The sequence below is a fragment of the Agrococcus pavilionensis RW1 genome (assembly GCF_000400485.1).
In the GTDB taxonomy this organism is placed as follows: domain Bacteria; phylum Actinomycetota; class Actinomycetes; order Actinomycetales; family Microbacteriaceae; genus Agrococcus; species Agrococcus pavilionensis.
The window spans coordinates 21,323-36,994 of sequence record NZ_ASHR01000016.1 but is presented as its reverse complement, the minus strand read 5'-3'; the positions used below and the strand labels follow the sequence as shown (position 1 = coordinate 36,994).

General features: G+C 72.1%; 17 protein-coding genes and 1 pseudogene. 9 read left to right on the top strand and 9 right to left on the bottom strand.

All coding sequences use genetic code 11. The features are described 5' to 3' along the window. Positions 1 to 167 precede the first annotated feature (167 nt). Positions 168 to 479 (bottom strand): transposase, encoded by a 312-nt coding sequence (locus L332_RS20275; RefSeq protein WP_021009488.1) that lies wholly within the window; start codon positions 477 to 479, stop codon positions 168 to 170. A gap of 98 nt (positions 480 to 577) precedes the next feature. Here L332_RS20275 and L332_RS20270 point away from each other — a divergent pair, with 98 nt between their 5' ends. Continuing rightward, a complete protein-coding gene (locus L332_RS20270; RefSeq protein WP_031223427.1) occupies positions 578 to 1,480 on the top strand; it encodes a hypothetical protein in 903 nt (300 codons plus the stop codon). A gap of 304 nt (positions 1,481 to 1,784) precedes the next feature. On the opposite strand, the gene ychF is transcribed toward L332_RS20270, so the two are convergent. Next, complete coding sequence (gene ychF, locus L332_RS20265) at positions 1,785 to 2,858, bottom strand: redox-regulated ATPase YchF (RefSeq protein ID WP_021010088.1); 1,074 nt, start codon at positions 2,856 to 2,858, stop codon at positions 1,785 to 1,787. Between the two features lie 68 nt (positions 2,859 to 2,926). Here ychF and L332_RS20260 point away from each other — a divergent pair, with 68 nt between their 5' ends. From L332_RS20260 to L332_RS20225, 8 genes are all read left to right on the top strand, one after another. Beyond that, entirely contained in the window at positions 2,927 to 3,709 is a 783-nt protein-coding gene (locus L332_RS20260; protein WP_021010087.1) for a YoaK family protein, read from the top strand. Positions 3,710 to 3,804: 95 nt separating this feature from the next. After that, a complete protein-coding gene (locus tag L332_RS20255) occupies positions 3,805 to 4,134 on the top strand; it encodes a hypothetical protein (protein WP_021010086.1) in 330 nt (109 codons plus the stop codon). Positions 4,135 to 4,160: 26 nt separating this feature from the next. Continuing rightward, positions 4,161 to 4,406 carry an acylphosphatase gene (locus tag L332_RS20250; RefSeq protein WP_021010085.1) on the top strand — a complete coding sequence of 82 codons (246 nt, stop codon included), beginning with the start codon at positions 4,161 to 4,163 and terminating at the stop codon, positions 4,404 to 4,406. A gap of 123 nt (positions 4,407 to 4,529) precedes the next feature. After that, positions 4,530 to 5,237, top strand: coding sequence for a PRC-barrel domain-containing protein (locus tag L332_RS20245; RefSeq protein WP_021010084.1), 708 nt, complete (start codon positions 4,530 to 4,532; stop codon positions 5,235 to 5,237). Positions 5,238 to 5,414: 177 nt separating this feature from the next. Beyond that, entirely contained in the window at positions 5,415 to 6,497 is a 1,083-nt protein-coding gene (locus tag L332_RS20240; protein WP_021010083.1) for a Glu/Leu/Phe/Val dehydrogenase family protein, read from the top strand. 109 nt (positions 6,498 to 6,606) lie between these two features. Continuing rightward, entirely contained in the window at positions 6,607 to 6,810 is a 204-nt protein-coding gene (locus L332_RS20235; RefSeq protein ID WP_021010082.1) for a hypothetical protein, read from the top strand. Between the two features lie 179 nt (positions 6,811 to 6,989). Continuing rightward, entirely contained in the window at positions 6,990 to 7,778 is a 789-nt protein-coding gene (locus L332_RS20230) for an alpha/beta fold hydrolase (protein WP_021064943.1), read from the top strand. Positions 7,779 to 7,854: 76 nt separating this feature from the next. Beyond that, positions 7,855 to 8,781: a DMT family transporter gene (locus L332_RS20225; RefSeq protein WP_021010081.1), complete on the top strand. Its 927-nt coding sequence runs from the start codon at positions 7,855 to 7,857 to the stop codon at positions 8,779 to 8,781. Here L332_RS20225 and L332_RS0114970 read toward each other — a convergent pair. The 7 genes and pseudogenes from L332_RS0114970 to leuC all read right to left on the bottom strand — a co-directional run bounded on the left by L332_RS0114970 (position 8,735) and on the right by leuC (position 15,600). Next, entirely contained in the window at positions 8,735 to 9,355 is a 621-nt protein-coding gene (locus L332_RS0114970) for a DUF488 domain-containing protein (protein ID WP_021010080.1), read from the bottom strand. The genes L332_RS20225 and L332_RS0114970 overlap by 47 nt on opposite strands. Then, the gene (locus L332_RS30070; protein WP_041203879.1) at positions 9,280 to 10,371 is read right to left on the bottom strand and encodes a D-alanine--D-alanine ligase family protein; all 1,092 of its coding nucleotides are present in this window, start codon (positions 10,369 to 10,371) and stop codon (positions 9,280 to 9,282) included. The genes L332_RS0114970 and L332_RS30070 overlap by 76 nt, the downstream gene beginning before the upstream one ends. Then, a pseudogene (locus tag L332_RS30065) lies at positions 10,268 to 11,414 on the bottom strand (NAD(P)H-dependent glycerol-3-phosphate dehydrogenase); the annotation flags it as partial. The pseudogene L332_RS30065 and the gene L332_RS30070, both read right to left, overlap by 104 nt. Further along, positions 11,365 to 12,180 carry a lysophospholipid acyltransferase family protein gene (locus tag L332_RS20210; RefSeq protein WP_021010078.1) on the bottom strand — a complete coding sequence of 272 codons (816 nt, stop codon included), beginning with the start codon at positions 12,178 to 12,180 and terminating at the stop codon, positions 11,365 to 11,367. The pseudogene L332_RS30065 and the gene L332_RS20210, both read right to left, overlap by 50 nt. Further along, the gene (gene murA, locus L332_RS20205; protein WP_026373503.1) at positions 12,180 to 13,496 is read right to left on the bottom strand and encodes a UDP-N-acetylglucosamine 1-carboxyvinyltransferase; all 1,317 of its coding nucleotides are present in this window, start codon (positions 13,494 to 13,496) and stop codon (positions 12,180 to 12,182) included. Before murA ends, L332_RS20210 begins: the two co-directional genes overlap by 1 nt. A gap of 41 nt (positions 13,497 to 13,537) precedes the next feature. Next, complete coding sequence (gene leuD / locus L332_RS20200) at positions 13,538 to 14,161, bottom strand: 3-isopropylmalate dehydratase small subunit (RefSeq protein ID WP_021010076.1); 624 nt, start codon at positions 14,159 to 14,161, stop codon at positions 13,538 to 13,540. Further along, positions 14,161 to 15,600 carry a 3-isopropylmalate dehydratase large subunit gene (gene leuC, locus L332_RS20195; protein ID WP_021010075.1) on the bottom strand — a complete coding sequence of 480 codons (1,440 nt, stop codon included), beginning with the start codon at positions 15,598 to 15,600 and terminating at the stop codon, positions 14,161 to 14,163. Before leuC ends, leuD begins: the two co-directional genes overlap by 1 nt. Positions 15,601 to 15,672 lie beyond the last annotated feature (72 nt).

Genomic DNA, 15,672 nt, shown 5'->3' with positions numbered 1-15,672 from the left:
CAGCGCGTCGATGATCACCGCGTCATCCACAGCGCGGTTGCTGGGCTGGGCGCGCTTCCACGCCCGGTAGGTTCGCGCGGCGACCTCCACGCCCTGCTCCCGCAGGACCTGGCAGACCGACTCGACCGCGCGGCCCTTGGCCCGCTGCTCGTCGATGAAGCCGACGATCAGCGGCGTCGGGGGTCGAGTTCCCCGGCGAAGAAAACCGCCGCGTCGCGCAGGATCGCGTTCGCCTCACGCAGCTCACGGTTCTCCCGCTCAAGCCGCCGCACCCGCTCCGACTCGCTCGTCGAGGCGCCCTGCCGTTCGCCGGCGTCGATCTGAGCCTGCCGCACCCATCGGCGCAGCGACTCGGCCCCGAAGCCGAGCCGTTTCGAGACCGTCTCGCACGCGGTCGTCAGGTTCGGGTACTCATCGAGATGGTCGAGCACGAGCCGGATCGCTCGCTGCTTCGTCTCCTCCGGGATCTGCTTCGGCATGATGACTATCTTCCTTCCAGACTCGAAAGGAACCGGCATCAAACCGGGGACGGTTCACAGACACTCGTCTCGAGCCTGAGTGCCTTTAAGGTGGCGTGATGGATCTGTCGTCGCCGTTTGGGAAGCTCGCTCACGCCATGCGTCATATGCAACGGCTCGGGGACATGCAGCGTGAGTACCGAGAAAGCAACCCCATCGAGTACAGCCACTTTCACAACACCGACTATGGACGGTCGCCCATCCTTGCAACGCAGTGGAGGGTCCGAAAGTTTGAACCGCTCGAGGACACGTGGAGCTATGTGTCGGGCGACGCGATCAACAACATGCGCTCGGCGCTCGACCACGCCATGCTCCTGACGGCGGCCCGCTTCCGCACCCTCAGCTCCAAGGATGAGCGCCGCGTGCAGTATCCGATCTTCACAGACGGCGCGAAGTGGGAGCAATGGAGGCAAAGGAACGAGTATCAGCTCGATGAGCCGACGCTGGATGCTCTCGAGGCCGTGCAACCGATTGACGATGGGTCGGGCGAGGAGAGGGCATTGGCGCTGCTGAACCGCCTCTCGAACGTGGACAAGCACCGCCGCATCCTCACGCACACCATGAGCCGGCCAGATGTTGTCGTTCACGTCAGCCCACCCATGGAGGTCGTCTTCGAGAAGTACGCGAACGAGCCGATGCGCGAGGGACTGACTCTCGCCACCGTGAAGTTCCTTCGTCCGCAGCACAGCGGAACGCTCGACACCCACCTTGATGTCGAGTACTACGAGGTGATGAGCCTGGACAACGGCACAATGCTCCCGATCGCTCTCACCATGCACGTCATGTTCACCGCGGCGTTCTACGCCGTAGCGGAACTACTCGAGCCCATCGCCAACGAGACCGACCGCTGGTTCGTGCAGCAGATCGAGGACAACGAGAAGGAAAACCTTCGAAAGATGCTCCGCTCCTTCATGAACGAGGAAGCCGCGACCGCCTTCGAAGCCACCGCCGACACCGTCTGAACGGAGCGCAGACCCCGGTCCCCCGTTCTCGCTCGCTCGGGCGGCACGGCGAGGTTTCTCTCCCCGTGTGCGAAATGATCGGCCCTTGGATAGTCAGTAGCGACCATCGACGATGTCAATCGTGCGGTGTCGTGGGCATCGTGCGCCGAATGCGCGGCGCGCTTGGGCGTTCGCGAGTAGGGCCTGCTGTTTGGCCACTTCAAGGACGGGCGAAACCGGGAGCAGAAGTACCCGCGGACTCACTGCTGATTCGACGCCCGCGTGGCGGCAGTTTCCGCGGTATTAAGCTGAGCCGAGGCCGGAGCTACACGTTGAAGCGGAACTCCACCACGTCGCCGTCGGCCATCACGTAGTCCTTGCCCTCGATGCGCACGCGGCCAGCGGCCTTCGCCTCGGCCATCGAGCCGTACTGGTCGAGGTCGGCGAACGAGACGACCTCCGCCTTGATGAAGCCGCGCTCGAAGTCGGTGTGGATGACGCCCGCCGCTTGCGGCGCGGTCCAGCCCTTGCGGATGGTCCAGGCGCGCGACTCCTTCGGGCCCGCCGTGAGGTAGGTCTGCAGGCCGAGGGTGTCGAAGCCGATGCGCGCGAGCTGGTCGAGGCCCGACTCCTCCTGGCCGAGCGACTGCAGCAGCTCGAGCGCCTCGTCCTGGTCGAGGTCGATGAGCTCCGACTCGACCTGCGCGTCGAGGAAGACGGCCTTCGCGGGCGCGACGAGCGCCGCGAGCTCGGCCTTCTTCACCTCGTCCGAGAGCACCGCCTCGTCGACGTTGAAGACGAAGAGCTGCGGCTTCGCGGTCAGCAGGCCGAGCTCCTTGATGGGCGCGACGTCGAAGCCCGCCTGCGACAGCGTCGTGCCGGCGTTCAGGATCGACTGCGCCTCGACCGCGGCGGCGAGCACGGCCGGGTCGGCCTTCTTGCCCCGCACTTCCTTCTCGAGGCGCGGCACCGCCTTCTCGAGCGTCTGCAGGTCGGCGAGGATGAGCTCGGTGTTGATCGTCTCCATGTCGGAGGCCGGGTCGACCTTGCCGTCGACGTGCACGACATCCGAGTCGCTGAAGCCGCGCACGACCTGCGCGATCGCGTCGGCCTCGCGGATGTTCGCGAGGAACTGGTTGCCGAGCCCCTCGCCCTCGCTCGCGCCCTTCACGATGCCGGCGATGTCGACGAACGAGACGGTCGCGGGCAGGATCTTGGCCGAGCCGAAGATCTCGGCGAGGCGCGTGAGGCGCTCGTCCGGCAGCTCGACCACCCCGATGTTCGGCTCGATCGTCGCGAACGGGTAGTTCGCCGCGAGCACGGTGTTCTTGGTGAGAGCGTTGAAGAGGGTCGACTTGCCCACGTTGGGGAGTCCGACGATGCCGATCGTGAGTGCCACGACAGACCAGCCTACCGGCGCGCATCCGCCGCCCGGGCCCGACGGGCGGCCGCACTAGCCTCGGGATCATGGATGCGTCACCGGGGCCGGGCGGGCGGGCCGCGCCCCTCGTCGCGTACCTCCGGGGCATCGCCGGCCCGGACCGCTCGCCGCGCTGGAACCGCGACCTCGCGGTGCTGCTCGCGCTCACGGCGGGCATCCTCAACTCCGTCGGCTTCATGGCGATCGCGCTCTACACCTCGCACATGACGGGCCTCACCGCGATGCTCGCCGACAGCCTCGTGCTCGGCTCGCTCGACATCGCGCTGCTGTGCTTGACCGGTCTCACCTCGTTCGTCGTCGGCGCGGCGGTGTGCGCGCTGCTCTTCAACTGGGCGCGGCGTCGCGAGCTGCAGAGCCGCTTCGCGATCGTGCTGCTGCTCGAGGCGGCGCTCGCGCTCTTCATCGGCCTCGTCGCGCACGAGCTCACCGCCGACGCCGGGCGCGAGTGGGTGCTCATCGCCCTGCTCGGCTTCACGATGGGCCTGCAGAACGCCGTGATCACGAAGATCTCGGATGCGCAGATCCGCACGACGCACGTGACCGGCATGGTCACCGACATCGGCATCGAGCTCGGCAAGCTCGTCTATCCGAAGCGCGCCGGCGACCCCGATCCCGTGCGACCGCGGCTCGGGCGGCTCGGCCTGCACGTGCTGCTCGTGAGCGCCTTCTTCGTCGGCGGCGTGACCGGCGCGCTCGCCTACCAGGCGATCGGCTTCCTCACCGTCGTGCCTACCGCCGTGCTGCTGCTCGCCTTCGCGAGCGTGCCGGTGATCGAGGATGCGCGCGGGCGCTCGCGACGCTCCGCGTGAGCGCGACGCGGCCCTCCCCTTTCCCAGGCTGCGCGCGTAGCGTCGTGTCCACAGCGCAGCCGACGGCTGCCGCAGGACCGCGGAGGAGAGCGATCATGGCGAACTGGAACGATCCGACGTACGACTCGCGCGAGGGCGACCCGGTCTACCACGAGGCACCGCCGGCGGACAGCGGCTCGGCGAGCTCCTTCGACGCCCGGCACAACGAGTTCGTGCCCGAGGAGGGCCAGTCCGGCGCCGGCGTCGACGCTCGCACGGGCGAGACGGTCCACGGCGACGGCGAGGCCAAGGAGGCGCCGAACGACGACTTCTCGGCCGGGCGCGACGCCGCGCAGCCCGAGGAGCTCGACGGCGGCGACCAGCGGCACCTCGAGGACGCCGCGCGCGACCAGGACGCCCCGAGCCTCGAGGGCGACGGGCGCTGACCGAGCGCATCCGACGCCGCTTCGTCGTGCACGGCACCGTGCAGGGCGTCGGCTTCCGCATGGCCGCGCGCCGCGAGGCGGAGCGGCTCGGGCTCGCGGGCTCGGTGCGCAACCGCTTCGACGGCACCGTCGAGGCGGAGGCCGAGGGTGCGACGGATGCGGTGGCGGCGTTCGGCGCGTGGCTCGCGCACGGGCCCGACACGGCGCGCGTCGATCGCGTCGACGCCACCTCGATCGAGGCGCGCGGCGAAGCGGGCTTCGCCGTGCGCTGACGGGCGGCGCGGATCGGGAGCCGGCTGTCACGGGCTGCTCAGGATGCGCGCGTAGCGTCGCGGCCAGGCGACAGCCGCCCTCGCCGGCGCAGCTCGGCGCGGACCCGAACCGTTGGAGGCATCGTGACATTCCAGGGCAACATCGACCGGCTGGTCGGCCGCGAGGTGGTCGGCAGCGACGGCGAGCGCATCGGCGACGTGGGGCAGGTCTTCGTGCTCGAGGGCACGGACGAGCCGACCTGGATCACCGTCAGGACCGGGCTGTTCGGCATGCACGAGTCGTTCATCCCGGTCGCCGGCGCGACCGAGCGCGGCGACGGGCTCGTCGTGCCCTTCGAGAAGTCGTTCGTGAAGGATGCGCCGCGCATCGACGACGCGAGCGAGCTCTCCGTCGAGCAGGAGGCCGAGCTCTACCGCTACTACGGGGTCGAGCCGCCGATGCAGCAGCGGGCCGTCATCGGCGAGCACGAGCGCGACGCGCGGGACCGCCACGACGAGGACCGCGATCGCGGTGTCGGCGGCCACTTGCAGCGCACGGATGAGCGCCACTCCGGCGACGCCGACGACTCCGGACCCTCGACGGCGCACGCGGATCGCACGCCCTACGGCGGCGGGCACGACGCCGGGAGCGCCGACTCGAGCGGCAGCGGCTCCGACGACGAGCGCGGCGTGCGCGGCCGCGGCTCCGACGACGCGCAGCCCTCGGCCGGCGGGCCGCGCTTGCGGCGCCGCATCGTGACCGAGATGCAGACGATCCAGGTGCCGGTGCAGCGCGAGGAGATCGTCGTCGAGGGGGACGGCATCGAGCCGGACGGCGACGACCGCCGCTGAGGGCAGGCTGCGCAGTCCAGACGCCTCCCGGGGTGCCCCGCTGCGCATGGCGCGCAACCGCGACCGACGCGCTTGCGCGCACCGCGCATCCGCACCACCATGGTGGCAAGCCGCGCGATCCGCGGCCCCGACCCACGGCGCCGAAGCCGGCGCCGGCACTCAATGAGGAGAGCCGCCATGAGCGCAATCCCTGAGTTCTCGCACGAGCGTGTCCTGACCTCCATGGGCGCCCGCAGCGGACTCGTCATCACCGTCGCACTCCACTCGAGCGCACTCGGACCCGCCCTCGGCGGGTGCCGCATGTGGAGCTACCCGACCTGGGCCGACGGCCAGGCCGACGCCCTCCGACTCTCGGCGGCGATGACGCTCAAGAACGCCGCAGCCGGCCTCGACGCGGGCGGCGGCAAGTCGGTCATCGCCCTGCCGATGGGCGAGGCGCTCGACCCCGACCGCCGCCGCGCCGCGCTGCTCGACCTCGGCGACCTCGTGGAGGCGCTCGAGGGCCGCTACCGCACCGCCGAGGACGTCGGCACGACCGAGCACGACATGCTCGTCGTCCGCGAGCGCACGGAGCACGTCGTCGGCCTGCCCGCGGAGAGCGGTGGCGCCGGCGAGCCCGCCGGGGCGACCGCGCTCGGCGTCTTCTCGGCGATCGCGCCCACGCTCGGCGAGGCGTTCGGCTCGGAGCAGATCGAGGGCCGCTCGTTCGTCATCTCGGGCCTCGGCCAGGTCGGCGGCCGCCTCGCGCGCATGCTCGCGGGCCACGGCGCGGAGCTCATCGTCACCGACATCGACGAGCGCAAGCGCCAGCTCGCCGACGAGCTCGGCGCCCGCTGGATCGCGCCGGAGATGGCGCTCTCCACCCCCGCCGACGTGCTCGTGCCCGCGGGCCTCGGGGGCATCCTCACCGACGAGGCGATCGACGCGCTGCCCGTGCGGGCGGTCGTCGGCCCCGCCAACAACCCGCTCGCCGACCGCTCGGGCGCCGAGCGGCTGCAGGAGCGCGGCATCGTCTACGCGCCCGACTTCGTCGTGAACGCGGGCGGTGTCATCCACCTCGAGGGCATGGCCCACGGCCAGGAGTGGCCCACGATCGCCGAGCGGCTGACGGGCATCGCCGACACGGTGCGCGGCGTCATGGCGAGCGCGCGCGAGCGCGGCACCACGCCGCTCGCCGCCGCCGAGGCCCTCGCCGCGGCGCGCATCGAGGCCGCCCGCGGCTCGCGCGCCGCGACGGCCCGCACCGCCGTCGCGGTCTGAGGGCTCGCTGAGCCGGGCGGTGCCCACCCGCCCGGCTCGGCGCTCCCCCAGCCTCGGCGCGTAGCGTCGACCTCGAGCGGCCAGCGACGCCGCGGATGAGGAGAGCACCATGCACGACGAGCAGCGGTCCGACGCCCCCGGCGAGCAGGTCGACCCGGCGCAGCGCTCGAGCCACTCGCCCGACGAGGCGGTCGTCGACGAGGGCATCGACACAGGGCAGACGCACACGAGCGAGCCCGACCCGGCGATCGGCGAGAGCATCGAAGAGAGCCCGGCGGAGGGCTTCGACCCCGACGCGCCCAGCGGCACCTGACCGGGGGTCGATCCGCTCGCGCTCGCGGTGCGGCGGGGCGCCCGAGTTGACATCGCGGGGGCCGGGATGGTCGACTCGACCCACCCTGTCCCCCGATCCGCGCGACGTCTCGGCGCGCGAACCCCGATCCGCTCCGCCCCACCGGGCGCCGCCGGCTCGGCCCCCGGAGCACCCTGGCAATGACCGCCTTCCCCGAAGCCCACCGGCCGTCGGTCGCGAGCACCCACCGGCCGGTCGTGCTCCTGCACGCCGGGAGCGCCGGGAACTGGATGTGGGAGCCGCAGCTGCCGGCGGTGCGCGATCGCCTCGCCCTCACGCCGCACCTCCCCGGGTTCGGGCCGCGCGTCGACGAGGAGTGGCCGGGGCTCGCGGCCGCGGCGGACGACGTCGCCCGACGCATCCGCGATCTCGGCGCGGAGGGCGCGGTCGACGTCGTCGGCGTCTCGCTCGGGGGCGTGCTCGCGCTGCACCTCGCGGCGCGGCACCCGCAGCTCGCCGCGTCGGTGCTCACGAGCGGCACCGCGGTGCTGCCGGTGATCGGCGTCGCGCGCACGGCTTCGGCGCTGCAGCTGCTGCTGTGGAACCGCCGCGCGCTCTGGCGCGCGCAGGCGAGCAGCCTCGGCCTCTCGCCCGAGGGCGTCGGCCGCTTCGTCGAGCACGGGCTCTCGGTGCGCCGCGCGACCGCGCGCGCGATGCTCGACGAGATCTGGGCCGGCGCGATGCCGGAGGGGCTCGAGCGCTACCGGGGTCGGATGCTGCTGGTCGCGGGAGAGTTCGACCCTCCCGTGATGGCCCAGTCGCTCGACGCCCTGCTCGAGGTCGCGCCGCACGCCGAGACGCGCACCGCGCCGGGCATGCGCCACATCTGGAACCTCGACCACGCGAAGCGCTTCAACGCGATGCTGCGCGACTGGCTGCGCGGCGGGGTCGACCACTGGCTGCTCGAGCCGACGCACGTGCTGCTCTGAAGCGCTGGCGGGATCTCGACGGAGCTCGGCAGGGTCGCCGCTCGTCGGTGCGGGCGGCCGCGCCTAGGCTCGCCGCATGACCCTCCCGGCGCGCGACCGACTGCTCGTCATCGGCGCGGTCGTCGTGCCGCTCCTCGCGTGGGCCTCCGCGTTCCTCGTCATCCGCGCGCTCGCGGGCGCCTTCGACCCGGGCTCGCTCACGCTCGGACGGCTCGCGGTCGCCGCGGTCGTGCTCGGCGGCGTGCAGCTCGCGCGCGGCGGCTGGGTGCGCCCCACGCGGCGCGAGTGGCTGCTGCTGGGCGCCTTCGGCCTCTCGTGGTTCCTCATTTACAACCTCGCCCTCAACGCCGCGGAGCACGAGCTCGACGCCGGCACCGCGGCGCTGCTCGTGAACGTCGCACCGCTCATCGTCGCGCTCGTCGCGGGCGGGCTGCTCGGCGAGGGCTTCCCGCGCTGGCTCATGGTCGGCGCGCTCGTCGCGTTCGGCGGCGTCGCGCTCATCGGCGCCGCGACCGCGACCGGTGCGCTGAGCGTCACCGGCGTGCTGCTCGCGCTGCTCGCCGCCGTGACCTACGCGATCGCGGTGCTGCTGCAGAAGCCGCTGCTGCGCCGCCTGCCGGGCCTGCAGATGACGTTCATCGGCGTGGCGATCGGCACGGTCGGCAGCCTGCCGTGGGCCGGGCCGCTCGTCGCCCAGGTCGGCGCCGCGACGGCGGCCGAGATCGCGGGCGTCGCCTACCTCGGCGTCGTGCCGACCGCGATCGCGTTCCTCGCGTGGGCATACGCGCTGAGCCGGATGCCCGCGGGCAGGCTCATCACGACGACCTACCTCGTGCCCGTGCTCGCGACCGCCGCGGCGTGGCCGCTGCTGGGCGAGGTGCCGCCGCCGCTCGCGCTCATCGGCGGGCTCGTGTGCCTCGTCGGCGTCGCGCTCACGCGGCTGCCCGATCGCGCGCTCAGCCGGCGCCCGGCACCGGCGGCCACTGCAGCGCCCCGCCGCTGACGGTCGCCGTCTCGCTCGGCTCGTGCGGCCGCAGCGAGCCGTCGTGCATGAGGTGCTCGACGGGCACGCCGTGCAGCCGCGCTGCGACGTCGGCGACCACCCGCCGATGGCATCGCCACCACACCGCCTCCGAGCACATGACCGCCGTGCGCCGCGCCGACGCATCCTCGAGCACCGACGCCATGCCGGCCTCGAACTCGGGCGTCCGCGTCCAGGCGGCGTAGGCGCGGAACGCGTCGACGCGCCACCAGCCGTCGGGTGAGGCGGCGTCCTGCTCGGCCGTCAGCCGGCGCCGGCCGCCCAGCCGCTCCTCCCAGCGCCATGCGATGCCGCCCGCCGCGAGCTCGCCCTCGATGGCGTCGCGAGCGGCGGCGGGGTTCGTGCGGCTGCCGGGGAAGCGCCGGATGTCGACGACGAGCTCGACGCCCGCGCCCGTCAGGAGCGAGCGCAGGCCGTCGCCGTCGAGCCGGCCGTGGCCGACCGTGAGCAGCGGGCCGGCTACCGCTCCTCCCCGAGCCCGAGCTCGATGAGCTCGGTGATGAGGTCGGTGTAGGCGATGCCGCTCGCCTGCCACACGACGGGGAACATCGAGATGGAGGTGAAGCCGGGCATCGTGTTGATCTCGTTCACGACGATGCCGTGCTCGGGCGAGAGGAAGAAGTCGACGCGCGCGAGGCCCGCGCCCTTGATCGCCTCGAAGGCGCGGACGGCCGTCTCCTGCAGCTCGCGCACCGTCGCGTCATCGAGGTCGGCCGGGCACTCGGTGCGCGCGGTCGGGGTGCCGCGGTACTTCGCGTCGAAGTCGTAGTACGTGCCCTCGTCGAGCACGATCTCGCCGGGCAGCGAGGCGCGCGGCCGCGCGCCGTCGCGGCCGCCGAGCACGCCGACCTCGATCTCGCGGCCAGCGATCCCCACCTCGACGAGCGCGCGCGAGTCCTCGGCGAGCGCGAGCTCCATCGCGCGGTCGAGATCGGCGGGCGCGTCGACGCGTGTGACGCCGACCGACGAGCCGGCGCGGGCCGGCTTGACGAACACCGGGAGCGGGAAGTCGGCGAGGCGCGCGCGCACGCCCTCCGCGTCGCGTCGCCACTCGCCGCGCGAGACGGTCATCCACGGCGCGACGGCGATGCCGACGTGCTCGAGCACCGTCTTGGCGAAGTGCTTGTCCATCGCGACGGCGCTCGAGAGCACCCCGTTGCCCACGTAGGGGATGTCGATGAGGTCGAGCATGCCCTGCACGGTGCCGTCCTCGCCGAAGCGCCCGTGCAGGATGGGGAAGACGACGTCGACGTCGCCGAGCTCGCGGATCGCGCCCGCCGCGTCGACCGCGGTGAGCGTGCGCGAGTCGCTCGTGGTCGGCATGAGCACGGCGTCGCCGCCGACGACCTCGGGCGAGCGCTCGAGCGCGAGCGGCGCCGGGTCGTCGGCCTGCAGCACGAAGCGGCCGTCGCGCGCGATGCCGATCGGCACGACGTCGTAGCGATCGCGGTCGATGTGCGCGAGCACGCTCCCGGCGGTCGCGCACGAGATGAGGTGCTCGCTCGAGCGACCTCCGAACAGCAGCGCGACGCGCGTCTTCCCCTCGGCCACGGTCACTCCTGGATCGGCTCGTCGTCGGTCGTCAGATGCGGTGCGATGTCGCGCGGATCCATCTCGCCGTCGAGCACGAGCCGCACCTGCTCGAGGATCGGCATGCGCACGCCCGCCGCGGCCGCGAGCTGCGCGACCGGCTCGACCGAGGCGAGGCCCTCGGCGACCTGCTCCATGCGGGCGACGACGTCGGTGCGCGAGTAGCCCATGCCGAGCAGCCGGCCGGCCGTGAAGTTGCGCGAGAGCGGCGACCCGCACGTCGCGATGAGGTCGCCGAGGCCCGCGAGCCCGCTCATCGTCTCGCGCTCGGCGCCGTGGGCGACCGCGAAGTCGGTCACCTCGGCGAGGCCGCGCGTGATGATCGACGCCTTCGTGTTCTCGCCGTAGCCGACGCCGTCGACGATGCCGATCGCGAGCGCGACGAGGTTCTTCAGCACGCCGCCGAACTCGGTGCCGACGACGTCGGTGTTGATGAAGGAGTGGAAGTAGTCGTTGCGGGCGCGCTTGGCGACCTCGCGCGCCGTCTCGGGGCTCGACGACGAGACGACCGCGGCAGTCGGGTGCTCCTGGGCGATCTCGAGCGCGAGGTTCGGGCCCGACACGACCGCGATGCGGCCGGCGTCGATCGCGAGCTCCTCGGCGATCACCTCGCTCATGCGCAGCCGCGAGCCCGCCTCGACCCCCTTGATGAGGCTCACGATGGGCGCGTCGGGCCCGATCGCGCCGCCGTGCTCGCGCAGCAGCTCGCGCAGCTGCTGGCTCGGCACGGCGAGGTAGACCTGGGATGCGCCCTCGAGTGCCGCGCGGATGTCGCTCGTCGCGTGCAGGGTCGCCGGGAGCGTGATGCCCGGCAGGTAGCGCGTGTTGCGGCGCGACTCGTCGATCTCGCGCGCCGCCTCGGGCCGCCTCGCCCACAGCACCGTGTCGGTGCCGCCGTCGGCGAGCGCCTTCGCGAACGTCGTGCCCCAGCTCCCCGCGCCGAGGACCGCGACGTCAGCCATCCGCGCGCCCGTCCTCGTCCCGCGCGTCGCCGGCCGACGCATCCGGCCCCTGCGTGCCCGGCTCGAAGCGGCCCGTCTCGGCCTGCCCGTAGTGGGCGGGGTCGTAGCGCACGGCGGGCGGCTCCTCGCCGCGCAGCTCGCCGAGCAGACCGGCGATCGCGCCCATGACGCGGTCGGTCGCGGCGGTCATCGAGGCCTGGTCGGTCTTGCCCTCGAAGTCGGAGAGGTCGACGGGCGGGCCGAAGAGGATGTCGATCGTCTTCCGCGGGAACGGGCGGATCGCCTTGCCGTAGCGCGGCATGAGGTGCTGCGTGCCCCAGTGCGCGGCGGGGATGAGCGGCACGCCCGCCTCGAGCGCCATGCGCACGGCGCCGGTCTTGCCGCGCATGGGCCACAGGTCGGGCTCGCGCGTGAGCGAGCCCTCGGGGTAGATGATGACGCCGAGCTCGTCGCGCACGAGCGTGCGGGCGGCCTCCATCGGCGCCGACTGGGCCGATCGGCCCGCGCGCTCGACCGGGATCTGGCCCGCGGCGCGCAGGATCGCGCCGACGACGGGGATCCTGAACAGGCTCGCCTTCGCCATGAAGCGCGGCACGCGGCCGGCCTTCCACACCGCCATCGCCATGACGATCGGGTCGATCTCGCTGTAGTGGTTGGGCGAGAGCACGAACGCGCCGCGCGCGGGCAGGTGCTCGTGCCCGCGGATGCGGAGCTTCGCCATCGCGGTCATCGCCGGGATGACCGCGGCGGCGATCCCGACGTAGACGGATGTGCGCTCCGGCTTCGGCGGGCGGCCGGGCAGCGCCATCAGCCCTCCACGTCGAAGTCCGCGCCGAGGGTCTCGAGCTTCTCGATGAAGCGCTCGTAGCCCCGGGCGATGATCCCGACGTTCGAGATGCGGCTCGTGCCCTCGGCGGTCAGCGCCGCCACGAGGTGGCTGAAGCCGCCGCGCAGGTCGGGCACCACGACATCCGCGCCGTGCAGCTCGACGGGGCCCGCGATGACGGCGGAGTGCTCGTAGTTGCGCTGCCCGAAGCGGCACGCGTGGCTGCCGAGGCAATCGGTGTGGATCTGGATGCGCGCACCCATCTCGACGAGCGCCTCGGTGAAGCCGAAGCGCTGCTCGTAGACGGTCTCGTGCACGATCGAGATACCGTTGGCCTTCGCGAGCGCCACGACGAGCGGCTGCTGCCAATCGGTCATGAAGCCGGGGTGCACGTCGGTCTCGACGACGACGGGCTTGAGGTCGCCGCCAGGGTGCCAGAAGCGGATGCCGTCGTCCTCGATCTCGAAGGCGCCGCCCGCCTTGCGGAAGACGTTGAGGAAGGTCGTCATCTCGGGCTGGCGCGCGCCCTCGAGGAAGACGTCGCCGCCGGTCGCGAGCGCCGCGCACGCCCACGAGGCTGCCTCGTTGCGGTCGAAGAGCGCCGTGTGGCGGTAGCCGACGAGCTTGTCGACGCCCTCGATGCGGATCGTGCGGTCGGTGTCGACCTGGATCTCGGCGCCCATCTTCTGCAGGATCGCGATGAGGTCCATGATCTCGGGCTCGACCGCGGCGCCCGTGAGCTCGGTGCGGCCCTTCGCGCGCACGGCGCCGAGCAGCACCTGCTCGGTCGCGCCGACCGAGGGGTAGGGCAGGTGGATCTTCGCGCCGTGCAGCCCGTTGGGGGCCGACATGCGGATGCCGCTCGGCAGCTTCTCGACGACGGCGCCGAAGTTGCGGAGCACCTCGAGGTGGTAGTCGATCGGCCGGTCGCCGATGTGGCAGCCGCCGAGGTCGGGGATGAACGCCTCGCCGAGCTGGTGCAGCAGCGGGCCGCAGAACAGGATCGGGATGCGCGAGGAGCCCGCGTGCGCGTTGATCGACGTCTCGTGCGCCGTGCGCACGTTCGCCGGGTCGAGCCGCAGCGTGTCACCGTCGCGCTCGACCGTCACGCCGTGGAGCTCGAGCAGGCCCTGCACGACGCGCACGTCGCTGATCTCGGGCACGCTGCGCAGCTCGCTCGGCGACTCGCCGAGCAGCGCCGCGACCATCGCCTTCGTGACGAGGTTCTTCGCGCCCTTCATCTGGATGCGGCCCTGGAGCGGCTTGCCGCCCCGCACGGTGATGCGGTCGACGTTCATGCCGACGGCGGCTCCGGCGCTCTTGCTGAACTCGGTGAGGTTCACGAGGCTCCTTGCGTTCGTGCCTGGGGCGTCCGATCCTGCGTCGTGGGCATCCACGACGGACGCTTGGCCTCGAACGCGGAGATCGCGGCTTCGTCGCGCAGGGTGAGCGCGATGTCGTCGAGGCCCTCGAGCAGGCGCCAGCGAGTGTAGTCATCGATCTCGAAGGGATGGCTGACACCGGCTGCGGTCGCGGTGCGAGCCTCGAGGTCGACCGTCACGGGCTCGCCCGGGTTCGCGCGCGCGACGGCCCACAGGGCCTCCGTCGCCTCCTCCGTGATCTTGCCGACGAGCAGGCCCTGCTTGCCGGCGTTGCCGCGGAAGATCTCGCCGAAGCGCGGCCCGAGCACGGCGGTGATGCCGAAGTCGCGGAGCGCCCACACGGCGTGCTCGCGGCTCGAGCCGGTGCCGAAGTCGTTGCCGACGACGAGGATGCCGCCGTGCCGGTACGGCTCCTGGTTGAGCACGAACGCGGGATCCTGCCGCCACGAGTGGAAGAGCGCGTCGTCGTAGCCGGTCTTCGTGACCCGCTTGAGGAACACGGCGGGGATGATCTGGTCGGTGTCGACGTTCGAGCGCTCGAGCGGCACGATCGGGCCCGTCAGCGTGCTGATCTTCTCCATCAGGCGACTCCGTCCTTCACGAGCTCGGCCTCAGCGGCCTCCAGGTCCCACGGGCTCGAGAGCGTGCCGCGGATCGCGGTCGCCGCGGCGACGAGCGGCGAGACGAGGTGCGTGCGACCGCCCTTGCCCTGCCGGCCCTCGAAGTTGCGGTTCGAGGTCGACGCGCAGCGCTCCCCCGGTGCGAGCTGGTCAGGATTCATGCCGAGGCACATCGAGCAGCCGGCGAAGCGCCACTCGGCGCCGAAGTCCGTGAATACCTTGTCGAGCCCCGCGGCCTCGGCCTCGAGCCGCACTCGAGCCGAGCCCGGCACGACCAGCACGCGCACCCCATCCGCCTTCTTCCGACCGCGGATGATCTCGGCCGCCGCCGTGAGGTCCTCCATGCGCGAGTTCGTGCACGAGCCGATGAAGACGGTGTCGACCGCGATGTCCTTGAGCCGCGTCCCGGGCTTGAGGTCCATGTACTCGAGCGCCCGCTCGGCGGCCGCGCGGTCGGTCGGGTCGTCGAACGACTCGGGCGCCGGCACCTCGCCCGAGAGCGAGACGCCCTGGCCGGGGTTCGTGCCCCACGTGACGAAGGGCTCGAGCTCGGATGCGTCGATGAAGATCTCGGCGTCGAAGACGGCGTCGTCGTCGGTCGGGAGCGTCTTCCAGTACTCGAGTGCCGCATCCCAGTCGGCGCCCTTGGGCGCGTGCGGCTTGTCCTTCACGTAGGCGAAGGTCGTCTCGTCGGGCGCGACCATGCCCGCGCGGGCGCCGGCCTCGATCGACATGTTGCAGATCGTCATGCGGCCCTCGATCGAGAGCGAGCGGATCGCGCTGCCGCGGTACTCGAAGACGTAGCCGGCGCCGCCGCCGGTGCCGATCTTGGCGATGACCGCGAGGATGATGTCCTTCGCCGTCACGCCGGGGCGCAGCTCGCCCTCGACGTTGATCGCCATGGTCTTGAAGGGCTTGAGCGGGAGCGTCTGCGTCGCCATGACGTGCTCGACCTCGCTCGTGCCGATGCCGAAGGCCATCGCGCCGAACGCGCCGTGCGTCGAGGTGTGCGAGTCGCCGCAGACGACGGTCACGCCCGGGAGTGTGAGGCCGAGCTGCGGGCCGACGAGGTGCACGATGCCCTGCTCCTTGTCGCCGAGCGAGTGGATGCGCACGCCGAACTCGGCCGCGTTCTGCCGCAGGGTCTCGATCTGCTTGCGGCTCGTCGGGTCCTGGATGGGCTTGTCGATGTCGAGCGTCGGCGTGTTGTGGTCCTCGGTCGCGACCGTGAGGTCGGTGCGACGGAGGCCGCGGCCGGCCTGGCGGAGGCCGTCGAAGGCCTGCGGGCTCGTCACCTCGTGCACGAGGTGGAGGTCGATGTAGATGAGGTCGGGGGCGCCGTCCTCGCCCTTCACCACGACGTGGTCGTCCCACACCTTCTCAGCGAGCGTCTTGCCCATCTGCCCTCCCAGCACTTGCGCGACCGCGATCGGCCATCCGATCAGTCTACGCGGGGGCCGGTGCCGCTCCTC

Coding starts and splice junctions, on each gene's coding strand:
- L332_RS20275 (WP_021009488.1), bottom strand. CDS start 479: ATGCCGAAGCAGATCCCGGAGGAGACGAAGCAGCGAGCGATCCGGCTC.
- L332_RS20270 (WP_031223427.1), top strand. CDS start 578: ATGGATCTGTCGTCGCCGTTTGGGAAGCTCGCTCACGCCATGCGTCAT.
- L332_RS20260 (WP_021010087.1), top strand. CDS start 2,927: ATGGATGCGTCACCGGGGCCGGGCGGGCGGGCCGCGCCCCTCGTCGCG.
- L332_RS20255 (WP_021010086.1), top strand. CDS start 3,805: ATGGCGAACTGGAACGATCCGACGTACGACTCGCGCGAGGGCGACCCG.
- L332_RS20240 (WP_021010083.1), top strand. CDS start 5,415: ATGAGCGCAATCCCTGAGTTCTCGCACGAGCGTGTCCTGACCTCCATG.
- L332_RS20235 (WP_021010082.1), top strand. CDS start 6,607: ATGCACGACGAGCAGCGGTCCGACGCCCCCGGCGAGCAGGTCGACCCG.
- L332_RS20230 (WP_021064943.1), top strand. CDS start 6,990: ATGACCGCCTTCCCCGAAGCCCACCGGCCGTCGGTCGCGAGCACCCAC.
- L332_RS20225 (WP_021010081.1), top strand. CDS start 7,855: ATGACCCTCCCGGCGCGCGACCGACTGCTCGTCATCGGCGCGGTCGTC.
- L332_RS20210 (WP_021010078.1), bottom strand. CDS start 12,180: ATGGCGCTGCCCGGCCGCCCGCCGAAGCCGGAGCGCACATCCGTCTAC.
- murA (WP_026373503.1), bottom strand. CDS start 13,496: ATGAACGTCGACCGCATCACCGTGCGGGGCGGCAAGCCGCTCCAGGGC.
- leuD (WP_021010076.1), bottom strand. CDS start 14,161: ATGGAGAAGATCAGCACGCTGACGGGCCCGATCGTGCCGCTCGAGCGC.
- leuC (WP_021010075.1), bottom strand. CDS start 15,600: ATGGGCAAGACGCTCGCTGAGAAGGTGTGGGACGACCACGTCGTGGTG.